Annotated in this window: 25 protein-coding genes; 16 read left to right on the top strand and 9 right to left on the bottom strand. The window is 75.7% G+C overall.

The annotated features are described in order from the left end of the window. Nucleotides 1-12 precede the first annotated feature (12 nt). Nucleotides 13-1698 carry an alpha/beta hydrolase gene (locus tag ABGB16_RS03600; protein ID WP_347666513.1) on the bottom strand — a complete coding sequence of 562 codons (1686 nt, stop codon included), beginning with the start codon at nucleotides 1696-1698 and terminating at the stop codon, nucleotides 13-15. Continuing rightward, nucleotides 1695-1991: a hypothetical protein gene (locus tag ABGB16_RS03595; protein ID WP_347666512.1), complete on the bottom strand. Its 297-nt coding sequence runs from the start codon at nucleotides 1989-1991 to the stop codon at nucleotides 1695-1697. The genes ABGB16_RS03600 and ABGB16_RS03595 overlap by 4 nt, the downstream gene beginning before the upstream one ends. Before the next feature lie 237 nt (nucleotides 1992-2228). Between ABGB16_RS03595 and ABGB16_RS03590 the strand changes: the two genes are divergently transcribed. The 12 genes from ABGB16_RS03590 (at nucleotide 2229) to ABGB16_RS03535 (ending at nucleotide 14632) form a co-directional block, all read left to right on the top strand. Then, nucleotides 2229-2357 (top strand): hypothetical protein, encoded by a 129-nt coding sequence (locus ABGB16_RS03590; RefSeq protein WP_347666511.1) that lies wholly within the window; start codon nucleotides 2229-2231, stop codon nucleotides 2355-2357. Further along, nucleotides 2354-3823, top strand: coding sequence for an NAD(P)H-hydrate dehydratase (locus ABGB16_RS03585; protein WP_347666510.1), 1470 nt, complete (start codon nucleotides 2354-2356; stop codon nucleotides 3821-3823). The genes ABGB16_RS03590 and ABGB16_RS03585 overlap by 4 nt, the downstream gene beginning before the upstream one ends. Before the next feature lie 129 nt (nucleotides 3824-3952). After that, entirely contained in the window at nucleotides 3953-5071 is a 1119-nt protein-coding gene (alr, locus tag ABGB16_RS03580) for an alanine racemase (RefSeq protein WP_347666509.1), read from the top strand. Nucleotides 5072-5199: 128 nt separating this feature from the next. Then, nucleotides 5200-6294 carry an alpha/beta hydrolase gene (locus tag ABGB16_RS03575; protein ID WP_347666508.1) on the top strand — a complete coding sequence of 365 codons (1095 nt, stop codon included), beginning with the start codon at nucleotides 5200-5202 and terminating at the stop codon, nucleotides 6292-6294. Nucleotides 6295-6316: 22 nt separating this feature from the next. Next, nucleotides 6317-6799, top strand: coding sequence for a tRNA (adenosine(37)-N6)-threonylcarbamoyltransferase complex ATPase subunit type 1 TsaE (tsaE, locus tag ABGB16_RS03570; RefSeq protein WP_347666507.1), 483 nt, complete (start codon nucleotides 6317-6319; stop codon nucleotides 6797-6799). A gap of 469 nt (nucleotides 6800-7268) precedes the next feature. Further along, entirely contained in the window at nucleotides 7269-7970 is a 702-nt protein-coding gene (gene ung, locus ABGB16_RS03565) for a uracil-DNA glycosylase (protein ID WP_347666506.1), read from the top strand. A 280-nt stretch (nucleotides 7971-8250) separates the two neighbouring features. Continuing rightward, nucleotides 8251-8946: a tRNA (adenosine(37)-N6)-threonylcarbamoyltransferase complex dimerization subunit type 1 TsaB gene (gene tsaB, locus ABGB16_RS03560; RefSeq protein WP_347666505.1), complete on the top strand. Its 696-nt coding sequence runs from the start codon at nucleotides 8251-8253 to the stop codon at nucleotides 8944-8946. Between the two features lie 188 nt (nucleotides 8947-9134). Further along, on the top strand, nucleotides 9135-9593 hold the full coding sequence (gene rimI / locus ABGB16_RS03555; RefSeq protein WP_347666594.1) for a ribosomal protein S18-alanine N-acetyltransferase: 459 nt from the start codon (nucleotides 9135-9137) through the stop codon (nucleotides 9591-9593). Nucleotides 9594-9595: 2 nt separating this feature from the next. Continuing rightward, nucleotides 9596-10642 carry a tRNA (adenosine(37)-N6)-threonylcarbamoyltransferase complex transferase subunit TsaD gene (gene tsaD / locus ABGB16_RS03550; RefSeq protein ID WP_347666504.1) on the top strand — a complete coding sequence of 349 codons (1047 nt, stop codon included), beginning with the start codon at nucleotides 9596-9598 and terminating at the stop codon, nucleotides 10640-10642. A gap of 22 nt (nucleotides 10643-10664) precedes the next feature. After that, nucleotides 10665-10919, top strand: coding sequence for a hypothetical protein (locus ABGB16_RS03545; RefSeq protein WP_347666503.1), 255 nt, complete (start codon nucleotides 10665-10667; stop codon nucleotides 10917-10919). Nucleotides 10920-11042: 123 nt separating this feature from the next. Next, nucleotides 11043-12746: an ABC transporter ATP-binding protein gene (locus ABGB16_RS03540; protein ID WP_347666502.1), complete on the top strand. Its 1704-nt coding sequence runs from the start codon at nucleotides 11043-11045 to the stop codon at nucleotides 12744-12746. After that, a complete protein-coding gene (locus ABGB16_RS03535) occupies nucleotides 12746-14632 on the top strand; it encodes an ABC transporter ATP-binding protein (protein ID WP_347666501.1) in 1887 nt (628 codons plus the stop codon). The genes ABGB16_RS03540 and ABGB16_RS03535 overlap by 1 nt, the downstream gene beginning before the upstream one ends. A 46-nt stretch (nucleotides 14633-14678) precedes the next feature. Here the strand turns inward: ABGB16_RS03535 and ABGB16_RS03530 are convergent, their stop codons facing one another. The 6 genes from ABGB16_RS03530 to ABGB16_RS03505 form a co-directional block, all read right to left on the bottom strand. Beyond that, entirely contained in the window at nucleotides 14679-15860 is a 1182-nt protein-coding gene (locus ABGB16_RS03530) for an ROK family transcriptional regulator (RefSeq protein WP_347666500.1), read from the bottom strand. Nucleotides 15861-15867: 7 nt separating this feature from the next. Next, a complete protein-coding gene (locus tag ABGB16_RS03525) occupies nucleotides 15868-17130 on the bottom strand; it encodes an ABC transporter permease (protein ID WP_347666499.1) in 1263 nt (420 codons plus the stop codon). Beyond that, on the bottom strand, nucleotides 17127-17933 hold the full coding sequence (locus ABGB16_RS03520) for an ATP-binding cassette domain-containing protein (protein ID WP_347666498.1): 807 nt from the start codon (nucleotides 17931-17933) through the stop codon (nucleotides 17127-17129). The genes ABGB16_RS03525 and ABGB16_RS03520 overlap by 4 nt, the downstream gene beginning before the upstream one ends. A 93-nt stretch (nucleotides 17934-18026) precedes the next feature. Further along, nucleotides 18027-19118 (bottom strand): substrate-binding domain-containing protein, encoded by a 1092-nt coding sequence (locus tag ABGB16_RS03515; protein ID WP_347666497.1) that lies wholly within the window; start codon nucleotides 19116-19118, stop codon nucleotides 18027-18029. Between the two features lie 86 nt (nucleotides 19119-19204). Then, on the bottom strand, nucleotides 19205-19684 hold the full coding sequence (gene ybaK / locus ABGB16_RS03510; protein WP_347666496.1) for a Cys-tRNA(Pro) deacylase: 480 nt from the start codon (nucleotides 19682-19684) through the stop codon (nucleotides 19205-19207). Between the two features lie 21 nt (nucleotides 19685-19705). Next, nucleotides 19706-20887: a methyltransferase domain-containing protein gene (locus tag ABGB16_RS03505; protein ID WP_347666495.1), complete on the bottom strand. Its 1182-nt coding sequence runs from the start codon at nucleotides 20885-20887 to the stop codon at nucleotides 19706-19708. Between the two features lie 455 nt (nucleotides 20888-21342). Between ABGB16_RS03505 and groES the strand changes: the two genes are divergently transcribed. From groES to ABGB16_RS03490, 3 genes are all read left to right on the top strand, one after another. Beyond that, complete coding sequence (groES, locus tag ABGB16_RS03500) at nucleotides 21343-21657, top strand: co-chaperone GroES (RefSeq protein WP_145773611.1); 315 nt, start codon at nucleotides 21343-21345, stop codon at nucleotides 21655-21657. Nucleotides 21658-21727: 70 nt separating this feature from the next. After that, entirely contained in the window at nucleotides 21728-23374 is a 1647-nt protein-coding gene (gene groL / locus ABGB16_RS03495) for a chaperonin GroEL (protein WP_347666494.1), read from the top strand. A 126-nt stretch (nucleotides 23375-23500) separates the two neighbouring features. Further along, complete coding sequence (locus ABGB16_RS03490) at nucleotides 23501-25150, top strand: sulfite oxidase (protein WP_347666493.1); 1650 nt, start codon at nucleotides 23501-23503, stop codon at nucleotides 25148-25150. 189 nt (nucleotides 25151-25339) lie between these two features. On the opposite strand, the gene ABGB16_RS03485 is transcribed toward ABGB16_RS03490, so the two are convergent. Continuing rightward, the gene (locus ABGB16_RS03485; protein ID WP_347666492.1) at nucleotides 25340-25723 is read right to left on the bottom strand and encodes a WhiB family transcriptional regulator; all 384 of its coding nucleotides are present in this window, start codon (nucleotides 25721-25723) and stop codon (nucleotides 25340-25342) included. 253 nt (nucleotides 25724-25976) lie between these two features. Between ABGB16_RS03485 and ABGB16_RS03480 the strand changes: the two genes are divergently transcribed. Beyond that, nucleotides 25977-26795: a helix-turn-helix transcriptional regulator gene (locus ABGB16_RS03480; protein ID WP_347666491.1), complete on the top strand. Its 819-nt coding sequence runs from the start codon at nucleotides 25977-25979 to the stop codon at nucleotides 26793-26795. The last annotated feature ends 104 nt before the right edge of the window (nucleotides 26796-26899 follow it).

Here is a 26899-nt window from a genome sequence, read left to right as displayed (position 1 = left end):
GCGCCCGCCGTGTCAACGGCCGAGCACGATGCGGGCCATGCCGTCGAGGGCGGGGTTGCCGGGTTCCCAGTAGCCGGTGTGGCCGTACCGGCCGCTGGGGAACGTGCGCGCACCGAACCCGGGGTCGGTCGGATCCCTGCCGAACCACAGGGCATGGTCCTCGGGGCCGGCGAGCACGGCGGCCAGCGGCCCGGCCCCGACCAGGATCCGCCGGGCCAGCGCGTCCGGGGGTCGGGCCAGCCGGATCACGTCGTCGGGCGCGGTGCTCGCCCAGACCTCGCCGGCCGGCAGGCGCAGCCCGGTGGCCCCGTCCACGCCGACGCCGGGCGAGCCGACGAAGACCAGCGCGTCGGCGGCGAGCCCGTGGTCCCGCGCTGCGGTGCCCACCACCAGCGACCCGTAGCTGTGCCCGAGGACCGTCTGCCGGGCCGGCGGCCCGTCGTGGGTCGCCCGCAGCCCCTCCTGGAACCGGTGCAGCGCCGGGCCGGCGTCCCGGGCCTGGCCGGGCAGGACCGCCTCGTGCAGGAAGTCGGGCGCGTCGTAGTCGAGCCACAGCACCGCCGCCGTCGACCCGGTCGGGTCCAGCGCCGCGCAGCGGTCCCGCACCCGGGCCGCCCGGCCGAGCTCGCCCGTGGCGTCGGCGAGGCCGGCGGTCATCCCCGGCACGTACGTCAGCACCCGGTCCGCCCGGTCCGGGTCGCCCAGCGCCACGATCGCCCGGCCCTCCCCGCCCGGGTCGAGCCCCAGCAGGTACGCCCGCGGCTGCCCGCCGCCGGCCAGCCGCGCGGTCAGCGCGTCGAGACCGGACAGGCTCGCCTCGACCCGGGCCAGCCCGGCCAGCTCCAGCGGCCCGCCCGGCAGCCGGCCCAGCAGCCGGCTCCGCTCGGCGAGCAGCACCTCCCGTCGTTGCCCGACCAGCAGCCGGTTGGCCTGGTCCCGCGCGGTCGCCGGCACGCCGTCGAGGCGACCGACCAACTCCGGCTCCCGGGCCACCAGCCACCGGCGCTCGGCGGCGGTGAGCCCGGCCCACCAGGAGCGGACGGTCGCCGGGTCGGTGCCCGGGGCCGGCCGCCAGGGCGGGGGCGGGGCCAGCCAGCCGGCGCCGGCCGCCGCCGCCAACTCGTCGAGGCGGCCGGCGGCCTCCCGGTCGGCCGCGTCCGCCGACTCCAGGGCGGCGGCCACGGCGGCGGCGACGCGCGCCACGGCAGCCGACTCGACCGGCCGCGCCGCCGCGGGGTCCACGGCCGCCCGCCCCTGCCGGTCCAGCCGCACCCCACCGGCGTCGGCCAGGGCGACCGCCTCCGCCAGCCGGGCCTTGGCCAGGTGGAGCCGCCCGGCGAACTCGGCGAGCACCTGGTCGACCTCGATCGCCGCCGGCGCGAGGGCGGTCAGCTGACCCCGCAGCGCGTCGACCCGTCCGCCGGCCGACCCCGCCGCCGCGCCCGTCCACCCGGTCCGCAGCCTGCCGGCGGCCCCCTCCAGCGCCGCGGCCCGTCGGTCGACCAGCCCGGTAAGCCCCGACCACGCCGCGCCGGCCGCCGCCCAGCCGGCCGGGTCGGCAGCCCAGAGCCGGGCGTACCCGTTGCCGACGCCGGCGGACGCCGGGCGTCCCGCCGGGTCGGGTCGACCTCCCGCCGGGCGGCTCCCCGGACCGGGCCGGCTCGGCGCCGGGCCGGTCACCGGGGCAGGGCCGGTCACCGGGGCAGGGCGGTCAGCCGGCGGGCCGCCCGCTCGTCGACCGCCTGGTACCCGTCGGCGGCCGTGGCCAGCGCCCCGGCCGTGGCCGCCACCCGCGCGCCGAGCGCGCCGCACCAGGCGTGCACCGCCGACTCCAGCCCGGCGAGGGCGGACGCCGCGCGCCAGCCGGGGGCGGGCACCAGCAGCCCGGGCACTCCGGCCAGCCCGCGCGCCAGCCGGTACGCGTCGTCGCCCAGCGCCCTGGACACCTCCCGCAGCAGGTCCGGGCGGACGGTGAACGGCTCGCCTTCCATCGGGGAGCTCCTCCTGACTCGGCGCCGTCGGCCGGCGACGGCGGGCGGCGACCGCGCCGGCCGAGGGGCCGGCGGGGGGCGGGGGACACCGAACGCCGACGACGTTAGGCGGCCCGGGGCGGCCCGGAACGCCCCTGTGGACAACGGGCCGACGGCCGTACCCCGGGTTGTCCACAGGCCTTGCCCACGCCCGCTCCGGCGGCTAATTTGCGGCCCCTCCGCCGGTAGGGTGAGGCGGTGGTCGTCGCTGTCGGCACCGACGTCGTCCCGGTCGGGCGGTTCGCCCGGGCGACGGCGCGGACGCCGCTGCGCGCGTACCGGCCGGGGCGCGGCCGGCACGGGTACGGACGGGACGTGGTGGCATGAAGCCGGTGTGGCGGGTCGGGGACGTACGGGCGGCGGAGGCCGCGCTCATGGCCGGCCTGCCCGCCGGGACGCTGATGAAGCGGGCCGCCGCCGGGCTGGCCCGCCGCTGCGCGCTCCTCCTCGCCGACCGGGGCGGGGTGTACGGGGCCCGGGTCCTGCTGCTGGTGGGGACGGGCGACAACGGCGGCGACGCCCTGTACGCCGGCGCCCACCTGGCCCGCCGGGGCGCCGCCGTCTCGGCCCTGCCGCTCAGCCCCGGGCGGGCGCACGGCGACGGGCTGGCCGCGCTGCGCGCCGCCGGGGGACGGCTGGTCGACGGCCCGCCCGCCGTGGTCGACGTGGTGCTCGACGGGATCGTCGGGATCGGCGGCACGGGCGGCCTGCGCGAGGCGGCCGAGCGGCTCGCCGCCGAGCTGCCCGGGCTGCGCGGCCGGGACGGCGCCCGGGCCGCCGTGGTCGCCGTGGACGTGCCGAGCGGGGTCGCCGTCGACACCGGTCACGTCCCGCCGGCCGCGTCCGGCCGGCCCACGGCGATCCGGGCCGACGTGACGGTCGCGTTCGGCGCGCTCAAGCCGGCGCTGGTGGTCGGCCCGGCCGCCGCCCTCGCCGGGGAGGTCGAGCTGGTCGACATCGGGCTGGGGCCGTGGCTGCGCGGCAGCCCCGCGCTGCGGGTCACCGAGTGGTCGGACGTGGTCGGCTGGTGGCCGGAGCTCGGGCCGGCGGCGGAGAAGTACAGCCGGGGCGTGGTCGGGGTGGCGACGGGCTCGGCGACGTACCCGGGGGCCGCTGTGCTCTCCGTCGGCGGCGCGCTCGCCGGGCCGACCGGGATGGTCCGGTACGCCGGCAGCGCCCGGGACGAGGTGCTGCACCACCACCCGTCGGCGATCGCCACGGGCCGGGTCGCCGATGCCGGGCGGGTGCAGGCGTGGGTCTGCGGCTCGGGCCTGGGCACTGGCGAGGATGCGGCGGCCGAGTTGCGCGCCGTGCTCGCCGCGCCGGTCCCGGTGGTGCTCGACGCCGACGCGCTGACCCTGCTGGTCGACGGGTCGATGGCGGACCGGCTGCGCAGGCGGGACGCCCCGATCGTGGTCACCCCGCACGACCGGGAGTTCGCCCGGCTCTGCGGCGAGCTGCCCGGCACCGACCGGCCGGCCGCCGCGCTGCGCCTGGCCGCCTGGATGAACGCGGTCGTGCTGCTCAAGGGGGACCGGACGATCATCGCCACCCCCGACGGCCGGGCGTACGTCAACCCGACCGGCACCGCCGCGCTGGCCACCGGCGGCACCGGCGACGTGCTCGCCGGGCTGCTCGGCTCGCTGCTCGCCGCGGGGCTGGCCCCGGAACGGGCGGCGGCCGCCGCCGCGTACCTGCACGGGCTGGCCGGCCGGGAGGCGGCCCGCGGTGGCCCGGTGACCGCCTCCGACGTCGCCGCCGCCCTCCGGCCGGTCCTCGCCCGGCTGTCCTGACATCCGGCGTCCCGACCACCGGCGGGCGGCGCGGCCGGCGCGCCCCGACCAGCGGCGGGCGGCGCGGCCGGCGCGCCCGGTCCGGCGGCTCCGCCCCGGGATGATCAGCGTGGTCAGTAGGCTGGGGTCATGTGGCAGTCCGAGGTGCGCGTCGATCTCGACGCAATCCGTGACAACGTGGCCCTGCTGCGGTCGGGGACCGGCGCGGAGCTGATGGCGGTGGTGAAGGCCGACGGGTACGGCCACGGGATGGTCCCCGCGGCCCGCGCGGCGCTCGACGCCGGGGCGGACTGGCTCGGCGTCTGCACCCTCGACGAGGCGCTGACCCTGCGCCGGGCCGGGGTCACCGCGCCCGTGCTGGCCTGGCTGCTCGCCCCGGGGCTGCCGCTGCACGACGGGGTCGCCGCCGGGGTCGACCTGGCCGCCGCCAGCCTGCCGCAGCTCGACGAGATGATCGAGGCGAGCCGGCGGGCCGGCCGGCCGGCCCGGCTGCACCTGAAGATCGACACCGGGCTGTCCCGGGGCGGGGCCACCGTCGCCGACTGGCCGGCGCTGCTGGAGGCCGCCGCGAAGGCCCAGGCCGACGGCCTGGTCGAGGTGGTCGGGGTGTGGAGCCACTTCGTGTACGCGGACCTGCCGGGCCATCCCACCACCGACCGCCAGCTCGCGGTCTTCCACGAGGGGCTGGACATGGTCGAGCGGGCCGGGCTGCGCCCGCGCTACCGGCACCTGGCCAACTCCGCGGCCACGCTGACCCGCCCGGACACCCACTTCGACCTGGTCCGGCCCGGGCTCGCCACCTACGGCCTGTCGCCGGTGTCGGGCGAGCGGTTCGGGCTGCGCCCGGCGATGACCGCGCGGGCCCGGGTGATGCTCACCAAGCGGGTGCCCGCCGGCACCGGCGTCTCGTACGGTCACACGTACGTCACCGAGCGGGAGGCGAACCTGGCCGTGGTGCCGCTCGGCTACGCCGACGGGGTGCCCCGCCACGCCTCGAACGTCGGGCCGGTGCAGCTCGCCGGCCGGCGGCGGACCATCTCGGGCCGGGTCTGCATGGACCAGGTCATGGTCGACTGCGGAGACGACCCGGTGGCGGCCGGCGACGTGGCGACCCTGTTCGGGCCCGGCACCGACGGCGAGCCCACCGCCGACGACTGGGCTGACGCGGTCGGCACGATCAACTACGAGATCGTCACCCGGTTCGGCGGGGTCCGGGTGCCCCGTGTCTACGACGGCGAGCGCCCGTGACGGGGGCCCGGTGATGCGCGAGGGGCGCTGCGGAGCGAGCCCCGCAGTCGCGAACGGAAGGTGGGCCCGGTGATGCGCGAGGGGCGCTGCGGAGCGAGCCCCGCGGTCGCGAACGGAGAGTGGGCCCGGTGAGCCGGCGCAGGTTCCGCATCCCCCGGCCGCGTACCGCCGCCGGCCGGGTGGCGGGAGTGGTCGGGGCGGTCGTCGGCGTCGCCGCCGCCGGGCTCGCGGCCGGCGTCGTCAGCGAGCGTGTCCTCGTCCGCCGGCTCAAGGCCGACCCGGCCGACCCGTACGCCGACGAGGTCTTCGGTGAGCAGCGGTGCGACGAGTCGTTCCGGTTGGAGTTGCCGGACGGCACCGACATCCACGTCGAGGTGGTGGAGCCGACCCGCCCCGTCGCCGGCAACCCGACCGTGATCCTGGTGCACGGCTTCTGCCTCGACATGGGGACGTTCCACTTCCAGCGCAAGCTGCTCGCCGAGCGGGGCGAGCACCGGATCGTCGCGTACGACCAGCCGGGGCACGGCCAATCGGGGCGGCTGGAGACCGGCGAGTACGACCTCGGCGCGCTCGGCCGCACCCTGCGCCGGGTGATCGACCGGACGGCCCCCGAAGGGCCGCTGGTGCTGGTCGGCCACTCGATGGGCGGGATGACCATCATGGCGTTCGCCGAGCTGTACCCGGAGCTGTTCGGCGACCGGGTGGTCGGCACCGTGCTGGTCGCCACCTCGGGCGGCCTGCTCGCCGAGAGCAGGCTGGTCGCGCCCGCCCTGCTGGGCCGGGTGGGCGGCCCGGTGCTGTTCATGATGAGCAACGCCACCCGGTACGGCGGCACGGTGATCGACGCGGCCCGCCGGTCCAGGTCCGACGTCGCCTGGCTGCTCACCCGCAGGTACGGCTTCGGCTCCCGGCGGCCCAGCCCGGCCCTGGTGTCGTACGTCGAGCAGATGAACTCCCGGACCTCGGCCGACACGGTCACCCGCTACCTGCGGACGATCGCCACCCACTCGCGGCACCCGGCGCTGGCCGCGCTGGCCGGCACCCCCGTGCTGGTGGTGGTCGGCGACCGGGACACGATCACCCCCGTGGCCCACTCGGAGGAGATCGTGCGGAGGTTGCCGCACGCCGAGTTCCTCAGGGTCCCGGACAGCGGGCACGTGGTGATGCTGGAGCACGCCGACGAGGTCAATGCCGCCCTGATCCGCTTCCTGGAGGCCCTGTGAGCGTCGTTTCCGCGGAGGTGCCGTGAGCGTCGTCGTCACGCTCCCGACCGTCGAGGACACGCACGCCTTCGGACGCCGGCTGGCCCGGGTGCTGCGCGCCGGTGATTTGCTGCTGCTCACCGGCCCGCTCGGCGCCGGCAAGACCGCGCTGACCCGGGGCATCGGCGCCGGGCTCGGGGTGCACGGCGACGTCACCTCGCCGACCTTCGTGATCGCCCGGGTGCACCGGCCCGACCCCGCGCGCGGCGGCACCGTGGCGCTGGTGCACGCCGACGCGTACCGGCTCGGGGACGCGAGCGACCCGCGCGCCGAGATCGACGACCTCGACCTGGACGCCTCGGTGGACGACTCGGTCACCGTCGTCGAGTGGGGCGAGGGGCTGGTGGAACAGCTGGTGGACGCCCACCTGCGGGTTCGCGTCGACCGCCGGGACGACGACACCCGCGTGGTCGAGCTGGAGCCGGCCGGCGGGGACTGGGCGGACCGGATCACCGCGCTCGCCTGACGGGTCGTACCGGTTGTCGTAGGACGCTCGGTTCCGGTAGCCGCCGGCACCGCTCGACCGGCGGCCGGCGCGCGGACGTTGACGCACGAGCAACTCGACACGCCGGGCAGGAAGTAGCTGAGCTGCCAACATCGAGACGGCCATGGCGTTGCCGACCTGGAATGACGGCACGAGCAGGGTCGCCTCGATCGCCGGCTGGGAAACCTGGTCGAGGTAGACCTCGCAGGTCGGCCAGGGCCTCGTCCAGCGTCTCGCCCAGACTGGCGACGTCCAGCTCCAGGCGGCGCGCAACGTACCAGTCGTCTTCCGAGGCGCCGCTGCGATCGGGGTGCGAACCGTGCCGCCGCCAGGAGAACCACCCTCCGACTCCGCCGTCCTGCGGAATCCGTCCCTCGACTGTCGGTCCTTGCGATGGGGGTGTCGGCGGGGGCTGGTAGGAAGAGGGTCGACCGACTGCGAAAGGTTGCCGATGCCCGACGACGCCCCCGCCCTCGACCTGCTCGGCCTGCTGCCCGACGAGTGGCGTGCCGTGCTCACCCCGCACCTCGACCCGGCCCGCACCGCCGCCCTGGCCGAGTTCGTCGCCGGGGAGTACGCCACCCAGACCGTCTTCCCGCCGGTCGAGGACCTGTTCTCGGCGTACCGGCTGTGCGCGCCGCGGGACTGCCGGGTGCTGATCCTCGGGCAGGACCCGTACCACAAGGCCGGGCAGGCGCACGGGCTGAGCTTCAGCGTCCGCCCCGGGGTGCCCGTCCCGCCGTCGCTGCGCAACGTCTTCAAGGAGCTGAGTGAGGACCTGGGCGTCGCCAAGCCGCGCGGCGGCAACCTCGACGGCTGGGCCGCGCAGGGCGTGCTGCTGCTCAACTCGGTGCTGACGGTCCGGCAGGCCACCCCCGGCTCGCACGCGAACAAGGGGTGGGAGGAGTTCACCGACGCCACCATCCGCGCCCTGGACGCCCTCGACCAGCGGGTCGTCTTCCTGCTCTGGGGCGGGTACGCCCGCAAGAAGGCGGCCCTGGTGACCAACCCGCAGCATGTCGTGCTGGAGGCGGGCCACCCGAGCCCGATGAACCCGCGCGGCTTCCTCGGCAGCCGCCCGTTCAGCGCGACGAACAAGGCCCTCGCCGACGCCGGCCTGCCGACGATCGACTGGGAGCGGTCGGCCGGCTGACCGGGCCGCACCGCCCCGTCACGACATGACGGGGCGGTGACCGTCCGATGTGGGCGTCGGGCCCGGGCGGTGCCGTCCGCCCCGGGGGCGGCGGGTGTCGTGCGTCGTGCACCCCGGGCGGTGCCGTCCGCCCCGGGGGCGGCGGGTGTCGTGCGTCGTGCACCCCGGGTGGTGCCGTCCGCGCCGAGCGGGGGAGGTGTCGTCCGCCGGGCGGGGAGGTGTCGCGCGCCGGGCCGGGGGGTCACGCGGGGTGACCGGCGGGCCGGTTAGGGTGGCATCCGTGCTCGTACTGGTGGTGGACTCCTCGACGCCCGCGGTGACCGCGGCGCTGGTCGAGGTCACGGCGGACGGCGTCGCGTCGCGCGCGCAGCGGTGCACCGTCGACGCCCGCGCGCACGGCGAGCTGCTCGCGCCCCAGGTCGACGCGGTTCTCGCGGACGTCGACGCCCGCCCCGCCGACCTGGCCGCGATCGTCGCCGGGCTGGGTCCCGGCCCGTTCACCGGGCTGCGGGTGGGGCTGGTCACCGCCGCCACGATGGGCCAGGTGCTGGGCGTTCCGACGTACGGCGTCTGCTCGCTGGACGCGATCGGCCACCCGGCGGCGGCCGGCGAGCCGGTCCTCGCGGCCAGCGACGCCCGCCGCCGGGAGATCTACTGGGCGATCTACGACGGCGCGGGCCAGCGGATCGCCGGCCCGGACGTGTCCGCGCCCGCCGTCGCCGCCCAGCGCGCCCGCGACCTGGCCGTCACCGTCGCGGTCGGCGACGGCGCGCACCGGTACGCCGACGTCCTCGGCCTGCCGCTGCGCCCGGAGCCCCGCTACCCCGACCCGACCGCGCTCGCCGCGCTGGCCGCCGAGCGGATCCGGGCCGGCGCGCCCGGCGACCCGCTCACCCCGCTCTACCTGCGCCGCCCGGACGCCGTGGCGGCCACCGCCCGCAAGCCGGTCCTCCCACCGACCGAAGTGACGCCGTGAGCGCGAGGAGTGAGCCGGGTTTGCGAGCCCCGCAGTCGCGAACCGAGGTGGAATCGTGAGCGCGAGGAGTGAGCCGGTTTTGCGAGCCCCGCAGTCGCGAACCGAGGTGGAATCGTGAGCGCGAGGAGTGAGCCGGTTTTGCGAGCCCCGCAGTCGCGAGCTCAGGTGACACCGTGACCCCGGCCGGGGTGCGGCTGGAGCGGTTCCGCTGGTGGCACGTGGAGCAGGTGCTGCCGATCGAGGCGGACCTGTTCGGCGCGGAGCGCTGGTCGGCCGCGATGTTCTGGAACGAGCTGGCCAACGGCCACTTCTACCTGGTCGCCCTCGACGCCGATGCCACCGACGACAGCGGCGGCGTGCTCGGCTACGCCGGGCTGATGGTGGCGCCGCCGGACGAGGCGTGGGTGCAGAACGTCGCCGTCCGCCGGGACGCCCAGCGGCGCGGCGTCGGCCGGGTCCTGCTGGAGGCGCTGCTCGCCGAGGCGGCCCGCCGCGGCGCGCGGCACACCCTGCTGGAGGTCGCGGCGGACAATGCCCCGGCCCAGCGGCTCTACGCGACGTACGGCTTCGAGCCGATCGGGGTGCGGCGCGGCTACTACCAACCGAGCAACACCGACGCGCTGGTCATGCGACGGAGTCAGGACTGACCATGGCTGACGAACCACTGATCCTCGGCATCGAGACCTCCTGCGACGAGACGGGTGTCGGCATCGTGCGCGGGCACACCCTGCTTGCCGACGCGCTGGCCTCCAGCGTGGCCGAGCACGCCCGGTTCGGTGGGGTGGTGCCCGAGGTGGCCAGCCGGGCCCACCTGGAGGCCATCGTGCCCACCATGGACCGGGCGCTGGCCGAGGCGGGGGTGACCATCGCCGACGTCGACGCGATCGCGGTGACCGCCGGGCCCGGCCTGGCGGGCGCCCTGTTGGTCGGCGTCGCCGCCGCCAAGGGGTACGCGCTGGCCGCCGAGAAGCCGGTGTACGGGGTGAACCACCTGGCCGCGCACGTCGCCGTGGACACCCTCGAACACGGCCCGCTGCCCGAGCCGGCGGTGGCCCTGCTCGTCTCCGGCGGGCACTCGTCCCTGCTGCTCGTCGACGACCTGGCCCGGGGCGTGACCCCGCTCGGCGCGACGATCGACGACGCCGCCGGCGAGGCGTTCGACAAGGTGGCGCGGCTGCTCGGCCTGCCGTTCCCCGGCGGGCCGTACATCGACCGGGAGGCCCGGGCCGGCGACGCCGCCGCCATCGGCTTCCCGCGGGGGCTGACCGCCGCCCGGGACCTCGCCGCCCACCGCTACGACTTCTCCTTCTCGGGCCTGAAGACCGCGGTGGCGCGCTGGGTGGAGGCCCGGGAGCGGGCCGGTGAGCCGGTGCCGGTGGCCGACGTCGCCGCGTCGTTCCAGGAGGCGGTGTGCGACGTGCTGACCGCGAAGGCGCTGGCCGCCTGCCAGGCGCACGGCGTGGAGACGCTGGTGGTCGGTGGGGGAGTGGCGGCGAACTCCCGGCTGCGGGCGATGGCCGAGCACCGGGCCGCGAAGCTCGGCATCCGGGTCCGGGTGCCCCGGCCGGGGCTGTGCACCGACAACGGCGCGATGGTGGCGGCGCTCGGCTCGCACCTGGTCGCCGCGGGCGTCGCGCCGAGCCGGCTCGACCTGCCGGCCGACTCGGCCCTGCCGCTGACCACCGTCAGCGTCTGACGATCGCGAGGGGAGGACGACCGTGATTGTACGGATGTGGGAGGCGCGGGCGGAGTCGTACGGCTTCGCCGACCTGATCACCTGGGTCTGCGAGACCGCGCTGCCCGAGCTCGACCACGACCCGCTGCACCTGTCCAGCGAGGTGTTCAGCTCGACCGACCACCGGGTGGTGGTGATCTCGAAGTGGCGGAGCAACCCGCGCACGCTGCCGGACCCGCCGCCCACGCTGGTCGCCCGGCCGCCGCACTCCTGGGACTTCACCCAGGTCGATCGCTGAATCCGACAGGCCGCCCGGCCTGGGGCCGCCGCCGAGCCCGGGCCGCGGATCTCCGGCCTGTGTGGACCCGGCGGGGGATCGGGTTGGCGCGGCGGGGTTCCCGCCGCCTAACGTCGACCTGTCATGCGCTTCGAACCGGCCGGTGAACCCGGCGTACCCGACGACCGGTCGCCGGCCCGCTACATGGTGTGGCTGGCCGGCCGGCACCCGGTGCTCCTGGGCACCGCCATCACGTTCGGCGTGCTCTGGATGGGCGCCCAGGCGCTGATGCCGGCCGTCGTCGGCCGGGCCGTCGACGCCGGCCTCACCCACCGCGACCAGGGCGCGCTGCTCACCTGGGGGCTCACGCTGCTGGGGCTGGGCCTGCTCCAGGCGGTGGCCGCCATCCTGCGGCACCGCTTCGCGGTGCACAACTGGCTGGCCGCCGCGTACCGGACCGTGCAGCTCACCGTCGGCGCGGCGAACCGGCTCGGCTCCGAGCTGCCCCGCCGGGTCGCGGCGGGCGAGGTGGTCAGCATCGGTACGTCCGACATCTCCCACCTCGGCCACGCCATGAACATCCTCGCCCGGGGCACCGGCTCGCTGGTCGGGATCGTCGCCGTGGCGGTGATCCTGCTCTCCACCTCGGTGCCGCTCGGGCTGGTCGTGGTGCTCGGGGTGCCGCTGCAGATGGCCCTGGTGGCGCTGCTCATCCGGCCGCTGCACCACCGCCAGCAGGCGTACCGGGACTCGGAGGGGGCGCTGACCACCCGCGCCGTCGACATCGTCTCGGGGCTGCGGGTGCTGCGCGGGATCGGCGGCGAGCCGGTCCTCTCGGCCCGGTACCGGGCGCAGTCGCAGGCGCTGCGCGCCGACGGCCTCCGGGTGGCCCGGGTCGACTCGCTGCTGGAGGCCGCCCAGGTCCTGCTGCCCGGCGCGTTCCTGGTGCTGGTCGTGTGGCTGGGCGCCCGGTTCGCGCTGCGCGGCGACATCAGCGCCGGGCAGCTTGTCGCCTTCTACGGCTACACCGCGTTCCTGGTCAGCCCGCTGCGCAACCTCACCGAGGCGGTGGACTCGCTGACCCTGGGGCACGTCGCCGCCCGGCGGGTGATCGGGCTGCTGCGGACCACGCCCGAGTTGGTCGACCCGGCCCGGCCGGCGACCCTGCCCGAGGGCCCGGGGGAACTGGTGGACGTCGAGTCGGGGCTGGTCGTGCCGCCCGGCCGGTTCACCGCGCTGGCCGCTACCGCGCCCGAGGACGCCGCCGCGATCGCCGACCGGCTCGGCCGGTACGTCGACGGGGACGCGACGCTGCACGGCGTACCGCTGCGGGACCTGGCGCTGGCGACGGTGCGGGAGCGGATCCTGGTGGCCGACAACGACGCGCACCTGTTCACCGGGCCACTGCGCGCGGAGCTGGACCCGCACGACACGGCCGACGCGGCGACCATCCTCGCGGCCCTCGACGCGGCGGGCGCCACGGACATCGTCGACGCGCTGCCCGACGGGCTGGACAGCGCGGTCGCCGAGCGCGGCCGGGAGTTCTCCGGCGGCCAGCGGCAGCGGCTGCGGCTGGCCCGGGCGCTGGTCGCGGACCCGGAGACGCTGGTGCTGGTCGAGCCGACCAGCGCGGTGGACGCGCACACCGAGGCGTGGATCGCCGGGCGGCTCGGGCCGGCCCGGCGCGGCCGCACCACCCTGGTCTGCACCACCAGCCCGCTGGTGCTGGGCCGTGCCGAGCGCGTCGTCTTCGTGGAGGACGGCAAGGTGGTGGCCGAGGGGACGCACGAGGAACTGCTGGCCGCCGAGCCGCGCTACGCGGCCGCGGTCCGCCGGGGGGAGGACTGATGGCCACTGCGCTGCCCGTCGCCGACGCCGACCAGGTCCGCCGGTACGCCCGCACCCTGGTCCGCCGCCACCCGCGCGCCCTGGCCGCCGCGCTCGGCCTGCACGCGCTGGCGGCGGCGACCGGGCTGGTCGCGCCGCGCCTGCTCGGCGACCTCGTGGAGGGCATCTCCCGGGGCGTGTCGACCGTCACCGTGGACCGGATCGCGCTGGTCATCGGCGGGTTCGTGCTGGTCCAGTCGGTGCTGGTCCGGTACGCCTACCTGGCCTCCGCCCGGCTCGGCGAGGGGGTGCTGGCCGAGCTGCGCGAGGAGTTCGTCGACCGGGTGCTCGCCCTGCCGCTGTCCACCGTGGAGCGCGCGGGCACCGGCGACCTGCTCACCCGGACGTCCCGGGACGTCTCGGCGCTGTCCCAGACGGTCCGGTTCGCGGGGCCGGAGACCCTGGTCGCGCTCGTCACCGTCGTGTTCATCCTCGGCGCGCTGCTGCTCACCGGTCCGCTGCTCGTCCTGCCCGGCCTGCTCGCGGTGCCGATGCTGTGGGCGGGCACCCGGTGGTACCTGCGCCGGGCGCCGGCGGGCTACCTGCGGCAGAACGCCGCCTACTCGGACATCACCGACGGGATCAGCGAGACCGTCGAGGGGGCGCGGACGACGGACGCGCTGCGGCAGCCGGGCCGCCGCCGGGTCCGCACCGACGCCGACATCCGCCGGTCGTACGCGGCCGAGCGGTACACCCTCAACCTGCGCACCGTCTTCTACCCGGTCGCCGACTTCGGGTACGTGGTGCCGGTGGTCGCCACCCTGGTCATCGGCGGCTGGTTCCACCTGAAGGGCTGGGTCAGCCTCGGCCAGGTCACCGCGGCCACCCTCTACGCGCAGCAGCTCGTGGACCCGGTCGACCGGCTGCTGGTCTGGCTGGACGAGCTCCAGGTGGGCGGCGCCTCGATGGCCCGCCTGCTCGGCGTGGCCGCCCCCGCCGACGACGACAGGTCCCCGGTCGACGACAGGTCCCCGGCCGACGACAGGCCCCCGGCCGACGGCAGCTTCCCGGCCGACGGCAGCTTCCCGGTCGACGCCAGCTTCCCGGTCGACGGCGACGAGTCGCCGCAGCGCCGCGAGCAGGGCCAGGACCGGGGTGGTGGGGCCGGTGGGCGCGCCGACGGCCCCCGGCTCGCCGTCCGGGACGTCCGGTACGCCTACCGCGAGGGCCGGGACGTCCTGCACGGGGTGACCCTGGTGCTGGAGCCGGGGGAGCGGCTGGCGATGGTCGGCCCGTCCGGGGCGGGCAAGTCCACCCTGGGTCGGCTGCTGGCCGGGGTGCACGCCCCGCGTGCCGGGTCGGTGACGGTGGACGGCCGGCCGCTGGACGACCTGCCCCTGGCCGAGCTGCGCCGGCACGTCGCGCTGGTCAGCCAGGAGCACCACGTCTTCATCGGCACGCTCGCCGACAACGTGGCCATGGTCCGGCCGGACGCCGAGCCCGCCCGGGTCCGGGCCGCGCTGGCCGCCGTCGACGCGCTCGACTGGGCGGACGCGCTGCCGCAGGGGCTGGACACAATCGTCGGCGCGGGCGGGCACCCGCTCTCGCCGGCCCAGGCGCAGCAGCTCGCGCTGGCCCGGTTGGTGCTGGCCGACCCGCACACCCTGGTCCTGGACGAGGCCACCTCGCTGATCGACCCCCGGGCCGCCCGGCACCTGGAGCGGTCGCTGGCCGCCGTACTGGAGGGCCGGACGGTCGTCGCCATCGCGCACCGGCTCTTCTCCGCCCACGACGCCGACCGGGTGGCGGTGGTGGAGGGCGGCCGGATCACCGAGCTGGGCTCGCACGACGAGCTGGTGGCCGCCGGTGGCTCGTACGCCGCCCTCTGGCGCTCCTGGCACGGCTGAGCCTGCTGCCCACGCCGAGGTCGGGCACGGGGGCGTCGGGAAGCCGTCAGGCGGCGTCCAGCGGGTCGGCGAGCAGCCGCTCGAAGGCCAGCTCGGCCGCGCCGATCAGGACCGCGTCGTCCCCCAGCCCGGGGGTGCGCAGCCGGACGTGCTCCAGGCAGGCCGGCAGCGCCACCGAGTTGAGCCGGCTGCGCACCTGGGCCGCCGCCGTGAGGTAGAGGTCCCGCAGCGTCCCCCCGAAGACCACCATCTCCGGGTTGAAGATGTTGACCAGGTTCCCGACGCCGAAGCCGAGCCAGTCGCCGGCCTGGCGTACCGCCGCCTGGGCCCGCGCGTCACCCCGGGAGGCGGCGTCGAAGACCGCGAGCACCGCCTCCCGGCCGTGGGCCTCCGCCCGGCCCGAGCCGCGCAGCAGGGCGTACTCGCCGATCTCGGTCTCCCAGCAGCCCCGCGAGCCGCACTCGCAGGGCTTCCCGTCCCGGTTGACGACCATGTGGCCGACCTCGCCGCCGTACCCGCCGTGCCCGGTCAGCCGCCGGCCGCCCGCGATGATGCCGGCGCCGACGCCCACGTCCCCGTACAGGTAGAGGACGTTGTCGCAGCCCGCCGCCACGCCGCGGGCGTGCTCGGCGAAGGCGCACACGTCGGCGACGTTGCCCACCGCCAGCGTCGCCCCCGCGCCCAGCTCGGCGGCCAGGGCCGCCCCGATCGGCTCGTCCACCCAGCCAGCGTGCGGGCTCAGGCGGACCATGCCGTCGTCGCGGCGGACCATCCCGCAGACCGCGATTCCGGCGCCGACGCAGATCGTGCCGGCCGGTACCGCCCGCCGCATCTCCTTCAGGGCACCGGTCAGCAGCGGGACGGTCTCCGCGGCCACCAGCCCGCGGGGCCGGGCCAGCTCGCGGCGGTCGAGTACGGCGCCGCCGAGGCCGATCCGGGCGACCCGTAGGCGGTCCACCTCGATGCTGAACGCGAACGCGTGCACGCGGTCCCACTCGGGCTGGACGACCAGCGAGGGGCGGCCGGCCCGCCCGGTCTCCTTCGGCGCGCCCTCGCTGACCAGCCCGGCGTTGGTCAGGTCGGCGGTCAGCGCCCCGATGGTGCTGCGGTTGAGGCCGAGGGCGGAGGTGAGTTCGGCCCGCGAGGTCGCGCCGTGGATGTGGACGTAACGGAGCAACGCCCCCAGGTTCTGGCGGCGGATCTCCTCCTGGCTCGGCCCGACTCGCATGGCGTGCTCAGCGGTTCCCGGTGGCGGCGGCCCGGCGTCGGGTGAGCGCGTCGACCCCGGCGGCCAGGAGCAGCACCAGCCCGGTGAAGACGTACTTCACACCGGAGCTGGCGTCCAGCAGGCCCATGCCGTTGTCGATCACCGCCACCACCGCCCCGCCGAGCACCGCGTCCATCACCCGGCCCTTGCCGCCGAAGAGGCTGGTGCCGCCGATGACGGCCGCGCCGACCGCGTACAGCAGCACGTCGCTGCCGCCGGTGTTGGCGTCGACGGAGCTGAACCGGCTGGCCGCCACGATGCCGCCGACCGCCGCCATGGACGAGCAGACCACGAAGACCGAGATGCGGATCCGGTCCACGTCGATGCCCGCCCGGCGGGCCGCCTCCCGGTTGCCGCCGACCGCGTACACGTGCCGCCCGTACGCGGTGCGGCTCAGCAGGAACGTCAGCCCGACGAGCAGCGCGCCGAGCAGCGGCACGACCACCGGCATGCCGCGGTTCGAGCTGATCAGGGCGTTGAGGCTGCGCTCCAGGTTGAGCACGTACACGCCGGCGCCCAGGAGGGCGGCGAGCCCGCCGATCCGGAGCAGCACCACCGACAGCGGGTCGGTCACCAGGCCCCGGGCGGAGCGGTCGCGGTGGCGCAGCAGCTGCGCGGCGGCGTAGCCGCCCACGGCCACGGCGGCCACCAGCCAGCCGACCAGCGGCGGCAGGTACCTGTTCTCGATGGCGACGATGGGGGCCGCCTGGACCGGCACGTTGGTGCCGCCCTTGATCAGCAGCAGCATCACCCCCTGGAAGGCGAGGAAGGCCGCCAGGGTGACCACGAAGGACGGTATCCCGACCTTCGTGACCAGGAAGCCCAGCACCAGGCCGATCAGCGCGCCCGTGGCGAGCGCGGCGAGGGTGGCCACGTACCACGGCTGTCCCTGCAGGGTCAGCAGGTTGGCCAGCACCGCCGCGCAGACCCCGCTGGCGAAGCCGGCGGACAGGTCGATCTCGCCCACCAGCAGGACGAACACCAGGCCCATCGCGATCAGTACGACGGTCGCCCCCTGGGTGAACAGGTTGGCGAAGTTGCCGGCGGTGAGGAAGTTGGGCCGGATGACCGAGAAGAACGTGCAGAGCACGAGCAGGCCGAGCAGGGCCGGCAGGGCGCCCATGTCCCCGCCCCGCAGGCGGGCGAGGTAGCCCCGGAAGTGGCTGCCGATGGAGGGCGGCGGGGTGACGGCCGCCGGCTCGCGGGGGACCGTCTTCGGCTGGGTCGTCATTCGCCGGCCCCCGCCGTCCCGGCGCCGCCGTACCCGTTGGTGTTCTCGGCGGCCCGGCCGAGCCTGCCGCTGCGCCCCGACGTGATCAGCTCGACCACCTGGGCGTGCGTGACGTCCGTTGTCCTGACCTGGGCGACCATCTGTCCGAGGTAGAGGGTCGCGATCCGGTCGGAGACGGCGAAGACGTCGTTCATGTTGTGCGAGATGAGCACGACGGCCAGCCCGTTGTCGGCCAGCCGCCGGACCAGTTCGAGCACCTGGGCGGTCTGGGCCAGGCCGAGCGCCGCGGTGGGCTCGTCGAGGACGACCAGCTTGCTGTTCCACAGGACGGCCTTGGCGATCGCCACGGTCTGGCGCTGCCCGCCGGAGAGGGCGGAGACGTGCTGCCGCAGCGAGCCGATGGTCTGCACCGACAGCCCGGCCAGCGTCTCGGCGGCCAGTTCCTCCATGGCCGCCTCGTCGAGCACCAGGCCCGAGCGCCGCTCCCGGCCGAGGAACATGTTCTGCACGATGTCGAGATTGTCGCAGAGGGCGAGATCCTGGTACACCACCTCGATGCCCAGGCCGGCGGCGTCCCGGGGGCCGTTGACGGTCACCGGCCGGCCCTCGAAGAAGAACTCGCCCGCGTCGGTGTCGTAGATGCCGCTGATGCACTTGACCAGCGTCGACTTCCCGGCGCCGTTGTCGCCGACCAGCGCGGTCACCTGGCCCGGATGGACGGAGAAGGCGACGTCGCGGAGCACCTGCACGGGGCCGAAGCTCTTGTCGACTCCGCGCAGTTCCAGCAGGGGTGTCTCGGGCAAGGGGTCTCCTTCGCGTGCGCGTGGCGAATCGGGGGCCCGGCGATGGCCAGCACCGGCCGGCGGGTGCGCGCCCGCCGGCCGGGCCCGGTCGGCTCAGCTCACGCCGGCCGAGGCGCAGAGCGCCGCGTACTTCCCGGTGCAGACGGCGTCCTTGCTGACGAAGCCGTCGGCGATGACGTTCTTCACGGTCTCCCTGGTGATCGGCTGGGCGGCCAGCAGCACCGCGGGCACGTCCCGGTTGCCCTCGGGGTCCCGGAAGACCTGGTCGGTCCTCCTCCGTTCGCCCCTGGCCAGCGCGACGGCCAGCCGGGCGGCGGCCTCGGCCTGCTGCCTGATCGGCTTGTACACGGTCATGCACTGGTCGCCGGACAGGATGTGCTGCAGCGCCTGCGCGTCGGCGTCCTGGCCGGTCACCGGGACCTTGCCGGCGAGCTTGTTCTTCGCCAGCACGGAGATGACCGCGTTGGCCAGCCCGTCGTTGGCGGCGAGCACGCCGTCGATCCGGCCGCCGGTCTGCGTCAGCATCTGCTCGAAGGTGGTGCCGCCGGTGGTGTTGTTCCACTCGGGTACGTCCTGGTCGGGGCCCTTGACGTACTCCCCGGCCGCGTACTTCGGGTCGAGGACCGAGTCGTAGCCCTCCTTGAGCTGGGCGGCGTTGTCGTCGGTCGGCGCGCCGTTCAGTTCGGCCACCACGGGATTCCGTACCCCCTTGTCGGCCAGGCACCTGACCAGGCCCTCGCCCTGGAGCCGGCCGACTGCGACATTGTCGAAGCTGACGTAGTACTGGGCGGAGCCGCCGAGGGTGGGCCGGTCGTAGTCGATCGTGGCGACACCCTTCTGGGTGGCCTTGTCCAGCACGGCCCTGCCGGTGCCCGAGTCGAGGTTGGTGATCATCAGCGCCGTCACGCCGTTGGTGATCATCTGCTCCGCGATGGTGACGAACCGCGCCTTGTCGTTCTGGGCGTTCTGGATGTCGTAGTCCACCCCGGCGGCCTTGAACGCGGCCGCCAGGTACCGGCGGTCCGCGGTCTCCCACCGGTTCGACGAGCCGCTGTCCGGCAGGATCACGCCGATCTTCGGCTTCGGCCGGCCGGCCGGGTCGGCGCCGGAGCCCCCGCCGCAGGCGGTCAGGCTGCCGGTGACGAGCAGGCCGGCCGCGGCGATGGTGAGGATCCCGCTGCGCATGTGCACGGTTCCTTTCGGGGACGGAACTGGCGAGGGGTGTGTGGTGGACGCGCCCGGCAGAACGCGCCGGAGACGTGGCCGGTCGCTCAGCGGGCGGCCAGCGGGGCGGTCGCGGCGTCGGTGAGGGCGACCAGGTCGGCGGGGGCGAGTTGGACCTGGAGGCCCCGGCGGCCGGCGGAGACGTAGATCGTGTCGTGCGCCAGCGCGGAGGAGTCGAGGACCGTGGGCAGGCGCTTGCGCTGGCCGAGCGGGCTGATCCCGCCGCGGACGTATCCGGTGACCCGCTCGGCGACGGCCCGGTCGGCCATCGTCGCCCGCTTGCCGCCCAGCGCGGCGGCCATGGCCTTGAGGTCCAGCTCGCCGGTCACCGGCACGACCGCCACGGCGAGCGCCCCGTCGACTTCGGTGACCAGGGACTTGAACACCCGCTCCGGGGGCGCCCCCAGGGCCGCCGCGACGAGCGCGCCGTAGTTCGGCGCGTCCGGCGAGACGTCGTACGGGTGGGTGCTGTGCGGAATCTTCCGCTTGGTCAGCAGCGCCGTAGCCGGAGTGCCCTGTCCCGCCATGACGGACAAGCTAACGGACTTTCACACCGGGCGGCAGACCAGGACGGTGGGCGCGTCGGCAACCCGGGTCAGCACCAGGCTCGCCGCCTCCGGGCCGGCCAGCCGCAGGTCCCGCCGCAGCCGCTCCGGCTCCAGCGCCGAGCCGCGCTTGAGGATCTCGACCCGGCCCACCCGCCGCTCGCGCAGCAGGGCCCGCAGCCGCTTCAGCGAGAACGGCAGCACGTCGGTGACCTCCAGGCAGCGGGCGAACGGCGTCGCGGCCGGGGCGTCGGCGTACAGGTAGGCGATGCTCGGGTCGGCCAGCGTCGCGCCGAGGGCGTCGGCCAGCTCGGCGACCAGGTGGGCGCGGACCACGGCCGGGTCGGGGTCGTGGACGTACCGGCGTACCGGGCCGACCGGCGCCTCCGCCGCGCCGGAGCCGGTCAACACGTGGGCGGCGTCGCCGTGCAGCAGCGTCGCGCGGCGGGGGACCTCGGCGAGCCGGCCGCACCAGAGGGCGGCCTCGACCAGGTCGCCGTCCACGCTCACCCACTCCGCCTCCGCGCCCGCCGGGATGAGCGCGTGGTCCAGGCCGGGGGCGACCTTCACCACCGTGTACGGCACCCGCTCGGCCAGCCGGACGACGAAGTCCCACGGCGGCGAGTACGCGTTCGGGTCGAAGATCCGCCGGCCGGTGCCGGCCCGGCGGCGGGCCGGGTCGCAGAAGACGGCGTCGACCCGGGACACGTCGAACTCCGTGGCGTCGCCGCACTCCACGGTGAACAGGTCGGCCAGCCCGGCGGCCTCGGCGTTCGCGGCGGCCATCGCTGCGGTGAGCGGGTCGGCCTCCACCCCGTACACGCGGATGCCGGCGCGGGCGGCGGCGAGCGCGTCCGCGCCGAGGCCGCAGCCCAGGTCGGCGAGGGTGCGCACCCCGGCGGCGCGCAGCCGCCGGGCCCGCCGGGCCGACACCACCCCGCGCGTGGCCTGTTCCAGTCCCGCCCGGGTGAGGAACATGCCGGCGGCGGCCGGGCCGAACTTGGTCGCCGCGCGGCGGCGCAGCTCGGCCTGGGTCAGCGCGGCGGCGGCCAGCCCGCCGGGCACCCCGGCCGAGCGGAGCGCGGCTGCCGCCGCGAGCGGGTCGCCGCCGGCCACCTCGGTCGCCGCCGCGAGGGCGGCCGACCCCTCGGGGGTACGCAGCGCGGCGAGCTGGTCCAGATCCACGCGGCCATTGTCCCGGCCCCGCCGGGCCGCCCGGACGGTGGTGTCGGCGCCTGCCCCCCTGCGCCGGTCGCCCAGCCGGCGGTCGTGCGGATGCTGGCTCCGTGCAGGCCGGCCCCACCCTCTCGGCCGCCTGTGGAGCTGCCCCGTCCGTGCGGGCAGCTCCACAGGGACGCCGGCGTACTGCGCCGGCCGGTTGAGCCGTCGACGCCACCCGTTTCGAGGCTGCGCGGCGACACGGGGGGTGGCGCGTTGGCACTCTCCTTGACGGAGTGCTAGCCGAGGAATAACCTGCGATTAGCACTCTCCCATCGAGGGTGCCAGCTTCCGGGCCCGTGCCCGGGGGCTGAGCGCCAGGCGGACCGGCACCCGCGACGACGGCCCCGCCCGGTGGCATGTGGCAGATTGACGCTGGTCGGCATGCCGACCGGCAACGAAACCAAGTACCCCAGGAGGGTATGCCCGTGACTACCGCGACCAAGGTTGCGATCAAGCCGCTCGAGGACCGGATCCTGGTCCAGGCGAACGAGGCTGAGACCACCACGGCGTCGGGCATCGTGATCCCCGACACCGCCAAGGAGAAGCCGCAGGAGGGCACCGTCCTCGCTGTCGGCCCGGGCCGCGTCGACGAGAAGGGCAACCGGATTCCGGTTGACGTCAAGGTCGGCGACACCGTCATCTACTCGAAGTACGGCGGCACCGAGGTCAAGTACGCCGGCGAGGAGTACCTGGTGCTCTCCGCCCGCGACGTCCTCGCGGTCATCGAGAAGTAAGCAACCGATCAGTGTCGCTGCCCCGGTCCGGCTCGCCGGGCCGGGGCAGCGTCGCTTCGAAGGGATACAGATGGCGAAGATCCTGAGCTTCTCGGACGACGCCCGGCACCTGCTGGAGCACGGTGTCAACGCCCTCGCGGACGCGGTCAAGGTCACTCTCGGCCCGCGCGGGCGCAACGTCGTCCTGGACAAGAAATTCGGTGCGCCCACGATCACCAACGACGGCGTGACCATCGCCAAGGAGATCGAGCTCACCAACCCGTACGAGAACCTCGGCGCGCAGCTGGTCAAGGAGGTGGCGACCAAGACCAACGACGTCGCCGGCGACGGGACCACCACCGCGACCGTGCTCGCCCAGGCGATGGTCCGCGAGGGCCTGCGCAACGTGACCGCCGGGGCCAACCCCGCCGGGCTCAAGCGCGGCATCGACGCGGCCGCCGCCAAGGTCTCCGAGGCCCTGCTGGGCCGGGCCGTCGAGGTCGCCGGCAAGGAGTCGATCGCGCACGTCGCGACGATCTCCGCGCAGGACGCCACCATCGGCGAGCTGATCGCCGAGGCGATGGAGAAGGTCGGCCGCGACGGCGTCATCACCGTCGAGGAGGGCTCCGCCCTCACCACCGAGCTGGACGTGACCGAGGGTCTCCAGTTCGACAAGGGCTTCATCTCCCCGAACTTCGTCACCGACGTGGAGGCTCAGGAGGCGGTCCTGGAGGACCCGTACATCCTGATCACCACGCAGAAGATCTCGGCGATCGAGGAGCTGCTGCCGCTGCTGGAGAAGGTCCTCCAGGACAGCAAGCCGCTGCTGATCATCGCCGAGGACGTCGAGGGCCAGGCGCTGTCCACCCTGGTGGTCAACGCGATCCGCAAGACCCTCAAGGTCTGCGCGGTCAAGGCGCCGGGCTTCGGCGACCGCCGCAAGGCGATGCTGCAGGACATGGCGATCCTGACCGGCGCCGAGCTGATCGCCCCGGAGCTGGGCTACAAGCTCGACCAGGTCGGCGTGGAGGTGCTCGGCACCGCCCGCCGCGTCGTGGTGGACAAGGAGAACACCACGGTCGTCGACGGCGGCGGCCAGGCGGGCGAGGTTGCCGACCGGGTGGCCCAGATCCGCAAGGAGATCGAGGCCTCGGACTCCGAGTGGGACCGGGAGAAGCTCTCCGAGCGGCTGGCGAAGCTCTCCGGCGGCGTCGCGGTCATCAAGGTGGGCGCGGCGACCGAGGTCGAGATGAAGGAGCGCAAGCACCGCATCGAGGACGCGATCGCCGCGACCAAGGCCGCGGTCGAGGAGGGTACGGTGCCCGGCGGCGGTGCCGCCCTGGCGCAGATCGTGCCGGTGCTCGACGACGACCTCGGCTTCACCGGGGACGAGAAGGTCGGCGTCTCGATCGTGCGCAAGGCGCTGGTCGAGCCGCTGCGCTGGATCGCCCAGAACGCCGGCCACGACGGCTACGTGGTGGTGCAGAAGGTCGCCGGCCAGGAGTGGGGCAACGGCCTCGACGCCGCCAGCGGCGTCTACGTCGACCTGGTCAAGTCCGGCATCCTCGACCCGGTGAAGGTGACCCGCAACGCGGTCTCCAACGCCGCCTCGATCGCCGGCCTGCTGCTCACCACCGAGAGCCTGGTGGTGGAGAAGCCGGTGAAGGCGGAGCCGGCCGCCGCCGGGGGCCACGGCCACTCGCACGGCCACGGCCACCAGCACGGCCCGGGCTTCTGACCGACGCCGTACGACAGCGCTGAAGGGCACGCCGTCACCCGACGGCGTGCCCTGACGCCTTTCGGGATGCTTACGGAACGCCCCCGTGGCTGTTGCCCGGCCGGCCGGAGCGTCGACACTGGCGGCATGGAGAGCATGTCGCGCGGGTACGCCGCGCTGGCCGGGATCACCGCCGCCGCCGTGGCGATCGGCGCGGCCGAGCCGGTGGCGGTGCTGACCGGCCCCCGGTCGGCGCCGTTGGTCGCGGTCGGGGGACTGGTGGTGGACACCGTCCCCGAGTCGGTCAAGCAGTTCGGCATCGCCGTCTTCGGCACGTACGACAAGGTCGCCCTCCTGGTCGGGACGGCGCTGCTGCTGGCGGCCTTCGCGGCGCTGTTCGGGGTGCTCGCCGCGCGTCGTTTCCGGGTCGGGCTGGCCGGGATCGCGGCCTTCGCCGCACTGGGGGTGGCCGCCGCGCTGGCCCGGGCCGGCGCGAACGCCGCCGACGCGCTGCCCGCGCTGGTCGGGGCGGGCCTCGGGGCGCTGGCGCTCTGGCTCCTGCTGGCCGGCCCGCTCCAGCCCGATCCCTGGCCGTGGATCCCGCCCACCTCGGGGGCGTCCACACCCACTGCGCCCACTGCGCCCACTGCGCCCACTGCGCCCACCGCGCCCACTGCGCCCACTGCGCCCACCGCGCCCGCTGACGTCCCGGAGGCGCCCGCCGTTCAGCCCGAGGGGCGGCGGCGGTTCCTCGCCGGCGTCGGGGCGCTGGCCGGCGGGGCGGCCGTCGCGGGGCTGGGCGGCCACTGGCTGGCCGGCCGGCGGAGCGTGTCCGCCGCCCGCCGGGCGGTCGTCCTACCGGCGCCGGCTTCGCCCGCCCCGGCCGTGCCGGCCGGGGCGGACCTCTCCCTCGCCCAGCTCGCCTCGTACGTCACCCCGAACTTCGGGTTCTACCGGATCGACACCGCCCTGGTGGTGCCGCAGGTCGATCCCGACACCTGGCGGCTGCGCGTGCACGGCCGGGTCCGCAACCCGCTGGAGCTGAGCTTCGCCGACCTGCTGGCCCGTCCGATGGTCGAGCGGTACGTCACCCTCGCCTGCGTCTCCAACGAGGTGGGCGGGGACCTGATCGGCAACGCCCGCTGGCTGGGCGTACCGATCAGGGAACTGCTCGACGAGGCGGGCCCGGAGGACGGCGCGGACCAGGTGGTGGGGCGCTCGGTCGACGGCTGGACCTGCGGCACCCCCACGGCGGTGCTGCGCGACGGCCGGGACGCCCTGCTGGCGGTGGGGATGAACGGCGAGCCGCTGCCGGTGGAGCACGGCTTCCCGGTGCGGATGGTGGTGCCCGGCCTGTACGGCTACGTCTCGGCCTGCAAGTGGGTGACCGAGCTGGAGCTGACCAGCTTCGCCGACTTCGACGCGTACTGGGTGCCGCGCGGCTGGTCGGCGCAGGGGCCGGTGAAGACCCAGTCGCGGATCGACACGCCCCGGTCGCGCAATCGGCTCACCGCCGGGACGATCCCGGTGGCGGGGGTGGCGTGGGCGCAGCACCGGGGCATCCGGGCGGTCGAGGTGCGGGTCGACGGGGGGCCGTGGCGGCAGGCGACGCTGGCCCCGGCGGTGTCGGCGGACACCTGGGTGCAGTGGTCCTGGCGGTGGGAGGCCACGCCGGGCGAGCACGTCCTCCAGGTACGGGCGACGGACGCCGACGGCGAGACCCAGCCGGAGCGCCGGCAGCCGGTCGCCCCGGACGGCGCCACCGGCTGGCACACGCTCCGCGTAACCGTCCACTGACTCTGCCCGCCCCGCCCCCGCCGGGGTTACCTCTTCCCCGTTGACCATGAGGTTGACCGGCGGTTTGGAGATCGAAAACGCCGCCAACTCCATGATCAGCGGCGGTGCCCGGGGGCGGTGGTGGGGGTGGGGATGCGGCGACGCCGCGCCCCGGGGTGGGGCGCGGCGTCGGTGGGACGGTGGGGTCGGTCAGGCGACGTTGCGCTGGGTCGGGACCGTCGACTTGTGCGGGGCGCCGAGGCGGGCCTCCAGGCGGGCCACGTCGACGCGGGTCTGCCGGCGGTCGGCGAGGTCCTCCCAGCCCAGCGCGAGCAGCCGCAGCCGCTCGGACTCGCTGAAGCCGCCCCAGACGCCGTACGGCTCCCGTACCGACAGGGCGTGGGCGGCGCACTCGGCGCGCACCGGGCAGGCCCGGCAGACCGCCTTCGCGCCGGACTCGCGGCGCAGGCGGGAGGAGCCGCGCTCGCCGTCCGGGTGGAAGAACTGGGCGCTGTCGCGACCCCGGCAGGCACCGAGCCGCTGCCAGTCCCAGAGGTCCACGATGGGTCCGGGCAGTCTGCGTACGTTCGACATCAGCACCCCTCCTCCCGCGCGGCACCGCGGAGATCGTCGTTGACCGGTGTCCGGCCGGCTGGCCGCGCTGGCGCACCGTGTCCAGCTTGGCATCCCCCGTACCCCCGTGGGCGCTCGCTCACACCCATGTGATCGAAAACCTCGGACAAGATGCGGCATATGCCCTATCTGTCGGAAAAGTTCGGAGGATTGCCGGGAACGCCCACCCGACCCGACCTCGCCGTGGTCGACTCAGGTCGGAGAGGAGATCACAGTGCGTACCGTTCTCGTGTGCGTTCGGACACCGCTCGCCGCGCAGCAACTCACCTCAGCGGCGGCCCGTCTCGGACTGTCCGCCGCCGTCCGTACCGCCGTCTCCGATCCCGAGGTGATGCTGCGGCTGGCGGAGCGCCCGGCCGACGTCGTACTGGCGGACACGGCGCTCACCCGGCCGGACAGCCCCGGCTTCGTCCGCCGGGTGCTGGCCCGCTCGCCGCAGGCCGCGGTGCTGCTGCTCGGCGCCGAGGAGTCCGAGGCGGCGGCCGCCACGATCGGGGCCGGCGCGCGCGGCCTGATCCAGGGTGCCGACCACGACCTGACCAGCGCCGTGGCCAAGGCCCTGCTGCTGCTCTCCGCGCCCGGTCGGGCCGCCCGGCACCGGGTGACCGACCCGGCCCGCGACGCCGCGGCGGTCGGCGGCACGGGCCGCCCCGCGCCGGCCGGCCGCGCGCCCGACGAGCCCGCGCCGGCCTGGTCCGGGACTCAGGACGGGCCGGGCGCCGCCCCGGCCGTGGTGCCCGTGCAGCGCGGCGACGACGAGCCGGACTCCGCCGGCGGCGAGCCCAGCGAGGCGCCCGAGGAGACGCGGTCGGGCCCGGCCCGGGGCCCCCGGAGCCAGATCGGCCTCACCGAGCGGGAGCTGCAGGTGCTGCTGGGCATGGCCGAGGGCAAGAGCAACGCCGAGATCGGCCGGGAGCTGTTCGTCTCGGAGGACACCGTCAAGACGCACGCCCGCCGCCTCTTCCGCAAGCTCGGCGCCCGCGACCGCGCGCACGCGGTCGCCGCCGGCTTCCGCGCCGGCCTGGTGGCCTGACGGCTCCCATCGCCTCACCCGCCTGGAAGATCCACTCCGTGGCGCCGACGCGGGGCGGGGCTGCCGCCATGTCGCCGACATGGGCGGGACGCTGCCGTGCGGAC

The organism is Micromonospora sp. B11E3, assembly GCF_039871625.1.
Taxonomy (GTDB): domain Bacteria; phylum Actinomycetota; class Actinomycetes; order Mycobacteriales; family Micromonosporaceae; genus Micromonospora.
The sequence above is the reverse complement of the archived record's forward strand: the minus strand, read 5'-3'. Positions and strand labels throughout refer to the sequence as shown.